Origin of the sequence: Asanoa sp. NPDC050611 (assembly GCF_040654855.1) — a bacterium.
Classification (GTDB): Bacteria; Actinomycetota; Actinomycetes; order Mycobacteriales; family Micromonosporaceae; genus Asanoa.
Window position 1 is genome coordinate 1 of sequence record NZ_JBFAIU010000254.1, and the last position, 11287, is coordinate 11287.

The window sequence follows — 11287 nt, forward strand, 5'->3', positions numbered from 1 at the left end:
TCCAGGCTGGTCAGGCCGCCGGGGCCGAAGCTGTTGGGCTTGGTGTGGTCGAGCCCGTTGTCCAGCCTCGTCGACTGCGGACTCGGACTCACCCCGGGCCCGCTGGCTGGCGCGCACAACATCGGGATCGTCACGGAGCAGTCGAAGGTCAATCACGGTAAATCAGACTACCGGGGCCGGTTGTGCGGGGTCGCGCGGTATATCAGCGGTCGGGGCCGCCGTCGTCCTGCGGTCGCGTGAACGGCCGGGCCGGCGAGACGGTCAGGTCCAGCGGCGCCGCGGCGGCCACCTCGGCGGCCGTCTCGTCGCGCGTGGCGCGGCTCGGCTGCCAGACCCGGTCGGGCGCCGCCGCGGCCGGTGGTGCGGCCTGGCCGACGCTCGCGGGCCGCAGCCCGGACAGGTAGAGGGCCAGGCCGGCGAGGACGACGGCGAGGTATGCGGAGGTGAGGCCACTGCCGCTGTCGAGCTCCATGTTGAACTGTGCGCCCACGAAGTTGACGTAGCCCGACTTGCCGAAGGTCAGGCTCAATCCGACCAGCACGGGCAGCAGCCCCGCCGCGAGCGTGAGCCCGGCGAGCCGCACGACCCGACGGGCGGCCGGTGGGCCGAGGAGCACCAGCACGCTGGCGATCGCCAAAGCCAGCAGGCCGAACACGTAACCGCTGCCCAGGGAGCCGCCGTCCGCGAGGTACAGCGACAAGGGCGCCTCCGTGTCCTCGCCGTTGGGACCCGGCGGGCCGAACGGCATCAAGGTCACGTACCAGGGCGCGACCAGCGAGGCGACGCCCGCGACCCCGGCCAGCACCGCGACGGTCAGGCACACCCGCCGGTCGGCGCCGAACCGGCGCAGCCGATCGCCGAACCGTTCGGAGACGTCGGGGTCGGTCGCGGGATCGCCTTCACCGAACTCCACGACGGCCGGGGTGGCGGGCTCTGTGGACATGCTCATCAGCATGCCATGGCGCGGTCACCCGCAGCAGTCGTCAATTGATCAAGATCGGCGCCGCCGGTCGCGCATGACCTGCCGGACGACGTTGCGGCCCGGGATCCCGGTCACGCCGCCACCGCCGTGGGTCGCGCTGCCCGCCTGATAGAGACCCCGGATGGGGGTACGCAGGTCCGCATAGCCGGCTGCGGGCCGGCAGTGGAACATCTGCCCCGGTGTCAGCTCGCCGTGGAAGATGTTGCCGCCGACGAGCCCGTACTCCTGCTCCATCGTGTGTGGACCGATGACCTGGCGGCCGAGCACCGAGTCGGTGAACCCGGGCGCCACGGCCTCGAGGCGGGCGACCAGCCGGTCAGCGTACGCGTCGAGCTCGGCGGCGTGCGGTTCGGCCGCGTACGTGTGCGGCACCCACTGGGTGAACGCGCTGACCACGTGCTTGCCCTCGGGCGCCAGGGTCGGGTCGAACACCGACGGGATGCAGACGTCCGCGAACGGCAGCGTCGCCGGGGTGCCGCCGACGGCTTCCTGGAACGAGCGCTCGATCTCGTCGAGCGAGTCGGCGAGCACGATCGTGCCGCCGTGCACCTCCGGGGCGTACGCGGGATGGCTCGTGAAGGTCGGCAGCTTGTCGACCGCGAAGTTGACCTTCACGGTGCCGGAGCGGCTGCGCCACGCCTCGATGTCCGCGACGAAGTCGGCCGGCAGCTCGCGCCGGTCGAGCAGCTCGAGGAACGAGATCCGCGGGTGGGCGGTGGTGATGACCGTCGGCGCGCGCAGCTCCGTGCCGTCGGCGAGGGTGACGCCTTCGACGGCGCCGCCGCGGGTGTCGATCCGGGCGACCGCCGACCCGGTCCGGATCTCGGCGCCGAAGGCACGCGCGGCCGCCGCCATCGCCTGCGTGACGCCGCCCATGCCGCCGCGGGGGAAGCCCCAGCCGGCCTGCTGCCCGCCGGTCTGGTCGAGGTGGTGGTGCAGGGTGACGAAGCCCGTGCCGGCACTGCGCGGGCCGGCCCAGGTGCCGATCACGCCGGAGACGCTGAGCAGGCCGCGCATCGCGTCGGACTCGAAGCGGTCCTCCACCAGGTCGGCGATGCTCGCGGCGAAGAGCCGGGTCAGGTCGACGGCGGCGCGCACGTCGACGCGGCGCAGCCGCCCCGCGAGCCCCGCCTGGCCGGCGAGGTCGAGCGGGCGCTTCGAGCCGAGCTTCGGCGGGATCTCGTGCAGCAGCGGGCCGACGAGCCGGCCCAGATGCGAGAGCCAGGACTCCCAACGTTCGTACGCGTCGGCGTCCCGCGCGGAGAACCGGCTGATCTCCCGGTGCCGTTCGGCCGGTTCGTCGGGCAGCCGGAGGTAGCGCCCGTCGGCCCGCGGCGCGAAGTAGGGCCCCTGCGGGTAGACGTGGTAGCCGTGCTCCGCCAGCCGCAGGTCGCGGACCATGTCCGCCGGCAGCAGGCTGACCACGTAGGAGAGGCTGGTGACGGTGAAGTCCGGGCCGAACGGGTGCTCGGAGACCGCCGCGCCGCCGACGGTGTCACGGCGTTCGAGCACCAGCACCCGGCGCCCGGCCCGGGCCAGGTAGCCCGCCGCCACGAGACCGTTGTGGCCGCCACCGATGACGATGACGTCGTACGCGGCCATCAACCCTGAACCACGTTGATGTTGAACGCCAGGTTGCCGTCGACGGCGCGCAGGATCGAGACCCAGAGCGGCAGGTACATCTCCATGCCCCGGGATGCCTTGATGTCGCCGAGGTCGAGCACGTTGGCGGCGGGCCAGCCGAACTCGCCGAGCAGCCCGACCACGACGCGCTTGGCCTCCGGGTCGTTGCCGGCTACAAAGATCGTGTGCTGGCCGGGCACCAGGCTCGGCTCGACCATCACGCTGCCGTTGACGGTGTTGAGGCTCTTGACGATCCGGGCGTCCGGGAACGTGCGCTGGAGCTGCTCGCCGACGCTGTCGGTGTTGCAGACGGACAGCCGCAGCTCGCCGGTCGAGTAGTCGAGCGGGTTGCTGACGTCGAGGACGACCTTGCCGGCCAGCGCCGCGTTGCCGCCGGCCATCTCCAGCGCGTCGACCGCGTACTGCCCGGCGGTGGCGTTGATCACGAGGTCGGCGCCGACGACCGCCTCGGCGAAGGTGCCGCACTCGGCCGCGTGTGCCTCGGCCCACTCGACGGCGCGTGGATTGCCCGATTCGCGCGCCCCGAGGGTGACGTCGTGGTCGAGATTGTGTAGCCGGGTGCCGAACGTCTGGCCAACGGCGCCGGTGCCCAGGATGCCGATCCGCATCCAGCAATCATGCCCCAGCGTGGACTAGCGTCGAGGGCATGCCAATCCGCACTTCATCCGCCCGCTGGTCGGGCAACCTGACCGAAGGTTCCGGCACGATCCGCACCGGCAAGGGCGGTTTCGAGGGGAACTACAGCTTCAAGTCGCGCTTCGAAGAGGGTGAGGGCACCAACCCCGAAGAGCTGATCGGTGCCGCGCACGCCGGGTGCTTCTCGATGGCCTTCTCGAAGGGCCTCGCCGACGCCGGCCACACCCCGACCTCGGTCGAGACCACCGCGAAGGTGCACCTCGACAAGACCGACGCCGGCATGACCGTCACCCGCATCGACCTGGAGACCGTCGGCGACGTCCCGGGCATCGAGGACGGCGAGTTCCAGAAGATCGCCCAGGGTGCCAAGGAGAACTGCCCGATCTCCCGCCTGCTGTCCCCGGGCGCCGAGATCACGCTGACCGCCCGGCTCGCCTGAGCGGAGGCGTTGCCGTCACGACCGGCACGGCACAATGGGAGCCGTGCCGGTCGAGATGAGTCGCGAGCGGTTCGAGGAGCTCGTGGCCGACGCCCTCGACGAAGTGCCCGAAGAGCTGCTCGGGCTGATGAGCAACGTGGTGATCCTGGTCGAGGACCGGTCACCGCCCGGCACCCGCCTGCTCGGCCTCTACGAGGGCCACGCGCTGACCGATCGCGGCTGGAACTACGCCGGCGTGCTGCCCGACCGGATCACCATCTACCGCCTGCCGATCCTCTCGATCTGCGACACCGACGAGGACGTCGTCGAGGAGGTCGCGGTGACCGTGGTGCACGAGATCGCCCACCACTTCGGCATCGACGACGCGCGGCTGCACGAGCTCGGTTGGGGTTGACCCGGCCCGCGTCAAGGTCGGCTTGGCGACACTGCGCAGCCCCGTTTGCGCAGGCTACCTACGCTCTTGGGCAGCACATCAAACCCCCGGTCATGGAGGAACGCCCAGATGCGTAGCGAGCTGTTTTCCGCGGAGAACCTCGAGAAGGAGTCCAACCAGCCGGGGATTCGGCTGCAGAACTCGAAGATGCTCAAGATCGAGCTCAACGGCGAGGTCATGGCCCGCACCGGTTCGATGGTCGCCTACCAGGGCCAGGTGCAGTTCCAGGCGCTGGGCTCCGGCGGCATCGGCAAGTTCCTCAAGCAGAAGCTGACCGGCGAGGGCGTCCCGCTGATGAAGGTCAGCGGCCGCGGCGACGTGTTCCTGGGTGACCGGGCCGCCGACATCCACCTGGTCGACCTCGACCACGGCGACGCGCTGTCGATCAACGGCGCCAACGTGCTGGCCTTCGACTCGTCGCTGCAGTACGACATCAAGATGGTCCAGGGCATGGGCATGATGTCCTCCGCGGGCCTGTTCAACTGCGTCTTCACCGGCCAGGGCCGGATCGCCATCACCACCAAGGGCACCCCGGTCGTGCTCAACGTCGACCAGCCGACCTACGTCGACCCGCAGGCGGCGATCTGCTGGTCGGCCAACCTGCAGACCGGCTACCACCGGGCGGACCAGCTTGGCATCGGCACGCTGCTCGGCCGGTCCACCGGCGAGGCGTTCACGATGAGCTTCGCCGGCCAGGGCTTCGTCGTCGTGCAGCCCTCGGAGGAGCCCCCGCAGGGCATCGCGGGCGCCGGCGGCGGCAACCAGCAGCAGGGCGGCGTCTTGGGCGGCCTGTTCAGCTAGTCCACGACGGGAACGGCCCACCCCCGAACGGGGTGGGCCGTTTGTCCGTTCCGGAGGCGCCCTAGGCTGGGGCTATGCCGGGAACGCCGCCCACGCGATATGTGTACCTCGGGCCGGAGGGGACCTTCGCCGAGCAGGCGTTGCGCACGATTCCGGCCGCCGAGCGCGGCCAGCGCACGCCCGCCCGCAGCGTCGGCGAGGCCCTCGACGCGGTCCGCTCGGGTGACGCCGACGCCGCCCTCGTGCCGCTGGAGAACTCGATCGGCGGTGGCGTTGGGGTCACGCTCGACGAGATGGTCGCCGGTGCGCCGCTCGTGATCACCCGCGAGGTGGTGCTGCCGGTCGAGTTCGTGCTCGCCGCCCGCCCCGGTGCCACGCTCGCCGGCATCCGGTCGGTCGCCGCCCACCCGCAGGCCTCCACGCAGTGCCGCGGCTGGCTGCGCGACAACCTGCCGGACGCGGTCGTGGTCGACGTGCTCTCCAACGGCGCGGCCGCCCGCAGCGCCGCCACCGGCGAGCACGACGCGGCCATCTGCGCCCCGATCGGCGCGAGCCAGCAGCGGCTGGCGGTGCTGGCCGACAAGATCGCCGACCACGGCGACGCGGTCACCCGGTTCGTGCTCGTCTCCCGGCCGGGCACCCCGCCGCCGGCGACCGGCGACGACCGCACCTCGCTGGCCGTCTACATCGCCCACGACCGGGTCGGCGTGCTGCTCGCGGTGCTGATGGAGCTGGCGGTGCGCGGGGTCAACCTCACCCGCATCGAGTCCCGCCCGACGGGCGAGGCGCTCGGCCGCTACGCGTTCTTCCTCGACTGCACCGGGCACGTGGCCGACGACCGGATGGGCGAGGCGCTGCGCGGGCTGCGCCGGGTCAGCGCCGAGGTGCGCTTCCTCGGCTCGTACCCCCGTCATCGCTGGACCGACTCGGAGGGCGACGGTCCGGTGCCGGCGCCGCCGGGCCAGTCCGATGTGGACTACGCGGAGCCACCCCGGACATCTGGCAACGTCAGACCGATTCGGGCAGTAAATAGCGGCGGGAACGCGTGCCACGGTTCAGGGGTGGCCAACGCCCGGACCCCCTCGCGGTAGTGGGACGCATCCCTTCGGTTGATGCCTGGTGCCGACTGGAGATCCGCACCAGGCGTCATCCGGGGTGTTCAGTGCTGGCCGAAGGCCGCCAGGAAGGCTGCCGTGTCGAGGAACTCGGTGTTGTCGACGATCTGGTCGCCGTGGATACGCATGATCTGCGCCCCCCGGTTGCGGTAGACGCCACCGGCGAGCAACGGCGCTTCCATCGTCCAGGTGGACACAACCTCGTGGGGGTCGAGCAGCGGCCGGACCTGCCACGTCATCGTGACCTCACCGACGACCATGAAGAAGAAGCCGATGCCTTCGACGATGCCGTCGCGACCGTGGATCTCACCCGGCGGGGTCAACGGCATCCGGGAGATCGCATCGGGTGCCCATACGGCGGCGAAGGCGTCGAGGTCTTTGGCGGTGAGGGCCCGATACAGCGCATCGGCGGTGGCGATGGAGCGCTGCCGCTGGCCACCGGCGTGAGCGCTGGCGGGAGCGGGCACCAGCGCCGCGCTGAGCGCGGCACCGCCCGCCATCGCCAGGGCGGCACGCCGAGGGACTCTCTGGTCAGTAGTCACGATCACGTCCTCGTGGTTGTGGGACTGGGTTTGGTCAACATCCGGGAACCGGACGGGCAGAACTCGGCCTCGAACACGTACTGGATCGTGCCCATCGACGTAGGATCCGCATACCGGTCGATGTTCATGTTGGTGGTGAGCAGGCGGTTGCCGTCGCGGGTGCCCATCGAGAAGGTGAACCCACCGGTGATGGCGCCGCCGATGCCCCAGACAGTCGCGCCGCATGACAGGTCCCACGAAAAGACGCCGAGGCCGTAGGTGGTGTTGGGAATCCATGGGTCGATCCAGGTGCCGTCTTCCGTCTCGACCTTGGTCTCGACCATGGTGAACATTGACTTCTGCTGGGCGGGCGGGAGCAACCTGCCACCCAGCAGCGCGCTGGCGAACCGGTCGAGATCGCGGATCGTGGAGACCAGGCCGCCGGCCGCCCAGCCGGTGGTGGCGCTCTGCTCCGTCACGTCGTAGACCTGGGCGTCGGGTTCGGCCGCGAACAACGTTGAGTAGTGCCGTGGGTGCGGTCCACGTATCTTCGTCTCCAGGCCGGGCAGGTACGTCCCGGTCAGGCCCAGCGGCCGGACGACCCGCCGCTCGATCTCGTCGGCGAGTGTCCTGCCGGTCGCCTTCTCGATGATCATCCCGGCGAGAAAGTAGCCGGTGTTGGTGTACGTGAAGCCGTCACCCGGTTCGGGGAAGTAGCGCTGATTGCGCAGGCCGACCTTCACGAGCTGCTCAGGCGTGTACCTGTCGAAGCGGTGCTCGAGGAACGCCGGGCCGGAGAACTTGGCGAACTCCTCCTTGTCGTTGCCGTAGTTGAAGATCCCGCTGGTGTGGTTGAGCAGGTGCCTGATGGTGATCGTGTTGGCGTCGTTGCCGTTGCCCCGCACCAGGCCGGGCAGCCACTCCTCCACAGTGTCGTCGAGGCTCAGCTTGCCTTCGGCCTCCAGCAGCAGGACCACGGCTGCCGTGAACGTCTTGGCGGCGCTGCCGATCCGGAACCGTTCGTGTTGCTGACGCTCGCGGCCGGTTCGGGTGTCGGCCACCCCCGCCGTGCCGAACCACCACCCACGAGGGTCACGGACCTGGGCGACCATGCCAGGAACACCGCGACTGGCCACCGCCTGCTCGATCGCCTCCTCAACCTGAGCGTGGTCGGGGGCGTCCGCGGCCGAGGACGACGCCGTGGGAGCCGCGATGACACCGGTCGCCACCGTCGCGGCGGCCGCGAGCAGGCCGATGGTGAGTCGACCGAGGCGTGAAGCCATGAGGGTTCCTTTGTGGGAGTTTCTCGGGGATCGAAGAGATGACCCGAAGGCATGTCCAGGCAACCCCGTCCGAGGCGGGGGAGGGCGAGGTCATCTCATTCCTTCCGCACGAGTACCTCGCGATTTTCGGAACACACGAAAGGCTACGTTGCCCTCATAGCGTCGTCAATTCAGCCAGCTCAACCGCGGCCAATTCGCGCAGGTAAACGGGCGTTATTAAGTGCAATGACCATGAGACTGAATGCAATTCTCCCTCGGCCAAAGTTGCAATGAGATGTCCGTGAACGCATACTGCCCACCGGGGCCCTGCAAATCCATCACGCCCGACAGCGACAGGAGGCGACCGCCAAATGCCAGGAGGCCGGCTGACGCGTCAGGATCGCCAGCACATCGCTGCCGGACTAGCCGAAGGGGTCACCTACGCCGAGATCGCCAGACGCCTGGGCCGACCTTCCTCCACGGTCATCCGGGAGATCACACGCAATGGCGGCCCTGGCGGCTACCAGTCTCATCGGGCACACCAGGCCACCGAGCGGCGCGCTCGCCGGCGCCGGCCGACCCCGTCGCCGACTGCGCCGACCATCACCGACGCCTACGGTCGTGATGCCGGAGCGGTCCATGACTTCGAGGAGCGGTTCGCCTCGCTGATGGTCAAGACAGGGCTGTCGCGGATGACGGCCAGAGTGCTCGCCTGCCTCTACGCCACCGACACCGGCAGCCTTACCGCCGCTGAGCTGGTCGAACGACTCCAGGTCAGCCCGGCATCGATCTCCAAGGCGATCGGCGAGCTGGAAGGGCAGGAGCTGATCCGACGACGGCGCGACCCCCGACGACGGCGCGACCACTACGTCATCGACGACGATGTCTGGTATCACGCCTGGCTGGCAAGTGCCCGCATGAACGCCGTCCTGGCCGACGCCGCCCGGCAAGGAGCCGCGACCTTAGGCACCGCCACGCCCGCCGGCGCCCGGCTCGAGGACATGAGCCAGTTCCTCGAGCACCTCGGCCACGACATGATTGAAGCCGCCGAACACTGGCGGCACGTGTTCTCCGCACGGCGTGCGACAGGCCGTCGCATTACGCCGGCAGCGAACGCGAATTAGCCCGCGTTTAAGTCGTTACGGGCAGAATCGGTATCGACTCAGACCGTTCGCGTGCCAGAACGCGCGTGGTGTCCACGCGGAGAAGGCAAGAAATGCGTATAGGCAGTTGATCAGCCTGCCACCATACGCGCGTGTTGAATTCCCTCACGCCGTCACCGCCGAGCAAACGCGGCGAGAGCACGTCGCCGTAGCGAGCGATCTGGCCAAGTCATATGGAGACGGCGGCAATGCCGTCGACGCGCTGCGAAAGGTGTCCGCTGATTTCCGTGGGGCGCAGTTCACCGCCATCATGGGTCTCTCCGGATCGGGGAGGTCCACGTTCCTGCATCGCATGGCCGGGCTGACCATGCTGCGTAGTACGACGACGCCTGTCGTACCGGACCCGTGGACGCTCAAGGTCAGGGCTTTCGCGTCGAGTCCGCCCGTTCCAGCAGCTCTGCGGTGGCCGCCCACAGGCGCTGCTCGCGGTCGCGGTCGAGGGCGACCGGCTGCACGTCGGTCGGCTTCGTCTTCACCACGAACGCGCCGTCCCGCAAGTGCGCCCACTTCTCGTCCACGGCTATCGCCGCCAGCAACGGCCCCGAGCGTTGCGGCGTCGACACACCCGGAACACGGCCCAGCGCGCGGCCGATCGCCTGGAACGCCTCGGGGGCGCCACGGCCAAGCGCGGTACCGGGCATCCAGCCAGGCTCGAACACCGAGACGTTGACTCCGGCGCCGACGTGGCGTTGCAACTCGTGGGCGTAGTACAGGATCGCCAGCTTCGCGTTGGAGTAGGCGATCCCGGCCTCGGTGCTGCCAGGGTTCGTGTCGCCGCCTGCGGGACGGGCGAGCTCGACCGGGTCGGCCCACCTGGCCTGCGGCACGTGCAGCATCCGGCGCCACACGTTGGCGCTGTAGGTGTTCGAGCCGACCAGCACGACCCGAGCCGGGGCGGTGAACGAATCGAGCAGGTCGCCGATGAGCTGCGCGTGCGCCAGGTAGTTGACGGCGAAGGTCATCTCGTAGCCGTCGGCGGAGGCCCGGCGGGTGTCGCCCGACATGACACCGGCATTGGCGACCAGCGCGCGCAGCGGGCGTACGGCGCCGGCGGCGAGCAGGTCGCGCACGGTGGCCGCGGCGGCGCGGACATCGGCCAGGCGCGACAGGTCGCAGCCGATCTCGCGGACCCGCGCGCCGCGGGCCCGGGCCTCGCCTGCGATCGCGGTCAGCTCCCGCCCGCCGCGGCCCACCAGCAGCAGGTCGGTGCGTCGATCGGCGAGGGCGAGCGTCGTGTGGCGACCCAGGTTACGCGTCGGGCCGGTGATCAGTACGGTTCCGGTTTCGGTGGACGTCATGGCCTCAGCCTGCGGGCCCGGCGCGCCTTCAGGCAGTCGTGCGGTTTTCGTAGGACTGCCAGGGCCAGGACAACCTGCTTCGGGCTCGCGCAGACTAGACGTGTGGAAGCGTGGGAGTTCGGTCGTACGGTGCGCCGTTGGCGCGACCGGGTCACGCCGGAGAACGTCGGCGTGCCGGTCGGGCGGCGCCGCCGGGCCAGCGGCCTGCGCCGCGAGGAGTTGGCCGCGCTCGCCGGCATCTCGACCGACTACCTGACCCGGCTCGAGCAGGGCCGCGCGACCGCACCGTCGACGCAGGTGGTCGGGGCCCTGGCCCGGGCCCTGCGCCTGGCCGACACCGAGCGTGACCTGCTGTACCGGTTGGCCGGGCACGCCGCGCCCGGCCTGGACGTGGTGCCGTCGCGGGTCACCCCGAGCGTGCAGCGGCTGCTCGACCGGCTCGCACACACCCCGGTGGTCGTCTACGACGCGAGCTGGACGCTGGTGCTTGCCAACGCGCCCTACGACGCCCTGATGGGCGACACCTCGACCTGGCGCGGCCTGGAACGCAACGCCGTCTGGCGCAATCTCGCCGGCCTGCCCACACGAGTCGTGCACACCGCGGTCGAGCAGGCCGACCACGAGGCCCGGCTCGTCGCCGACCTGCGCCTGACCGCCTCGCGCTACCCCGGCGACCATTCGCTGCGCCGGCTGATCACCGAACTGGCCGCCAAGAGCCGCCGCTTCGCCGAATTGTGGGACGCCCAGGCCCCGCCGCTGTCCGACCCGTCGAAACGCAAGGTCGTCGACCACCCGGCGGTCGGACGCATCACCCTGGACTGCGACACGCTCGTCGTCGCCCTCGACGATCTCCGCATCACCGTCTACACCGCCGAGCCGGGCGCCGAGGACGCCGAACGCCTCGCCCTCGCCGTCGTCCTGGGCACCCAGACCCTCGTCGACCAGCACACCGATGACCGCGCCGACGCTGGCCAGCGACGAGTTGCCGGAAAC

The 11287-nt window shown here is 70.2% G+C and carries 11 protein-coding genes and 1 pseudogene; 6 read left to right on the forward strand and 6 right to left on the reverse strand.

Annotation, left to right across the window (positions count from 1 at the left end; translation table 11 throughout):
• Positions 1–202 precede the first annotated feature (202 nt).
• The 3 genes from AB0H87_RS29965 to AB0H87_RS29975 are packed head-to-tail and all read right to left on the reverse strand — an operon-like array spanning position 203 to position 3234.
• Positions 203–943 (reverse strand): hypothetical protein, encoded by a 741-nt coding sequence (locus AB0H87_RS29965; protein ID WP_360152944.1) that lies wholly within the window; start codon positions 941–943, stop codon positions 203–205.
• 48 nt (positions 944–991) lie between these two features.
• Positions 992–2584, reverse strand: a complete 1593-nt coding sequence (locus AB0H87_RS29970) for an NAD(P)/FAD-dependent oxidoreductase (protein ID WP_360152947.1) — start codon at positions 2582–2584, stop codon at positions 992–994.
• A complete protein-coding gene (locus AB0H87_RS29975) occupies positions 2584–3234 on the reverse strand; it encodes an NAD(P)-binding domain-containing protein (protein WP_360152950.1) in 651 nt (216 codons plus the stop codon). The genes AB0H87_RS29970 and AB0H87_RS29975 overlap by 1 nt, the downstream gene beginning before the upstream one ends.
• A 38-nt stretch (positions 3235–3272) precedes the next feature.
• Here AB0H87_RS29975 and AB0H87_RS29980 point away from each other — a divergent pair, with 38 nt between their 5' ends.
• The 4 genes and pseudogenes from AB0H87_RS29980 to pheA form a co-directional block, all read left to right on the forward strand.
• Positions 3273–3701, forward strand: a complete 429-nt coding sequence (locus AB0H87_RS29980) for an OsmC family protein (protein ID WP_360152953.1) — start codon at positions 3273–3275, stop codon at positions 3699–3701.
• A 34-nt stretch (positions 3702–3735) separates the two neighbouring features.
• Positions 3736–4095: a metallopeptidase family protein gene (locus AB0H87_RS29985; protein ID WP_360152956.1), complete on the forward strand. Its 360-nt coding sequence runs from the start codon at positions 3736–3738 to the stop codon at positions 4093–4095.
• Between the two features lie 108 nt (positions 4096–4203).
• Positions 4204–4935 carry an AIM24 family protein gene (locus AB0H87_RS29990; RefSeq protein ID WP_360152958.1) on the forward strand — a complete coding sequence of 244 codons (732 nt, stop codon included), beginning with the start codon at positions 4204–4206 and terminating at the stop codon, positions 4933–4935.
• A gap of 74 nt (positions 4936–5009) precedes the next feature.
• A pseudogene (pheA, locus tag AB0H87_RS29995) lies at positions 5010–5921 on the forward strand (prephenate dehydratase); the annotation flags it as partial.
• A gap of 173 nt (positions 5922–6094) precedes the next feature.
• Here the strand turns inward: pheA and AB0H87_RS30000 are convergent.
• Both AB0H87_RS30000 and AB0H87_RS30005 read right to left on the reverse strand, forming a co-directional pair.
• Positions 6095–6550, reverse strand: a complete 456-nt coding sequence (locus AB0H87_RS30000) for a nuclear transport factor 2 family protein (RefSeq protein ID WP_360152960.1) — start codon at positions 6548–6550, stop codon at positions 6095–6097.
• A gap of 44 nt (positions 6551–6594) precedes the next feature.
• Positions 6595–7854 carry a serine hydrolase domain-containing protein gene (locus tag AB0H87_RS30005; protein WP_360152963.1) on the reverse strand — a complete coding sequence of 420 codons (1260 nt, stop codon included), beginning with the start codon at positions 7852–7854 and terminating at the stop codon, positions 6595–6597.
• Between the two features lie 350 nt (positions 7855–8204).
• On the opposite strand from AB0H87_RS30005, the gene AB0H87_RS30010 reads away from it, so the two are divergent.
• Complete coding sequence (locus tag AB0H87_RS30010; protein ID WP_360152966.1) at positions 8205–8957, forward strand: MarR family transcriptional regulator; 753 nt, start codon at positions 8205–8207, stop codon at positions 8955–8957.
• A 398-nt stretch (positions 8958–9355) separates the two neighbouring features.
• Here AB0H87_RS30010 and AB0H87_RS30015 read toward each other — a convergent pair whose 3' ends face one another.
• Positions 9356–10294, reverse strand: a complete 939-nt coding sequence (locus AB0H87_RS30015) for an SDR family NAD(P)-dependent oxidoreductase (RefSeq protein WP_360152969.1) — start codon at positions 10292–10294, stop codon at positions 9356–9358.
• 102 nt (positions 10295–10396) lie between these two features.
• On the opposite strand from AB0H87_RS30015, the gene AB0H87_RS30020 reads away from it, so the two are divergent.
• Positions 10397–11287: helix-turn-helix transcriptional regulator (locus tag AB0H87_RS30020; protein ID WP_360152972.1), on the forward strand; the 891-nt coding region annotated here is incomplete at its 3' end.

What these genes read in the sequence shown, in the direction of transcription:
- AB0H87_RS29975 (WP_360152950.1), bottom strand. Translation starts at nt 3,234, where the DNA reads ATGCGGATCGGCATCCTGGGCACCGGCGCCGTTGGCCAGACGTTCGGC.
- AB0H87_RS30000 (WP_360152960.1), bottom strand. Translation starts at nt 6,550, where the DNA reads ATGGCGGGCGGTGCCGCGCTCAGCGCGGCGCTGGTGCCCGCTCCCGCC.
- AB0H87_RS29990 (WP_360152958.1), top strand. Translation starts at nt 4,204, where the DNA reads ATGCGTAGCGAGCTGTTTTCCGCGGAGAACCTCGAGAAGGAGTCCAAC.
- AB0H87_RS29980 (WP_360152953.1), top strand. Translation starts at nt 3,273, where the DNA reads ATGCCAATCCGCACTTCATCCGCCCGCTGGTCGGGCAACCTGACCGAA.
- AB0H87_RS30010 (WP_360152966.1), top strand. Translation starts at nt 8,205, where the DNA reads ATGCCAGGAGGCCGGCTGACGCGTCAGGATCGCCAGCACATCGCTGCC.
- AB0H87_RS30015 (WP_360152969.1), bottom strand. Translation starts at nt 10,294, where the DNA reads ATGACGTCCACCGAAACCGGAACCGTACTGATCACCGGCCCGACGCGT.
- AB0H87_RS30005 (WP_360152963.1), bottom strand. Translation starts at nt 7,854, where the DNA reads ATGGCTTCACGCCTCGGTCGACTCACCATCGGCCTGCTCGCGGCCGCC.
- AB0H87_RS29965 (WP_360152944.1), bottom strand. Translation starts at nt 943, where the DNA reads ATGTCCACAGAGCCCGCCACCCCGGCCGTCGTGGAGTTCGGTGAAGGC.
- AB0H87_RS29970 (WP_360152947.1), bottom strand. Translation starts at nt 2,584, where the DNA reads ATGGCCGCGTACGACGTCATCGTCATCGGTGGCGGCCACAACGGTCTC.
- AB0H87_RS29985 (WP_360152956.1), top strand. Translation starts at nt 3,736, where the DNA reads ATGGGAGCCGTGCCGGTCGAGATGAGTCGCGAGCGGTTCGAGGAGCTC.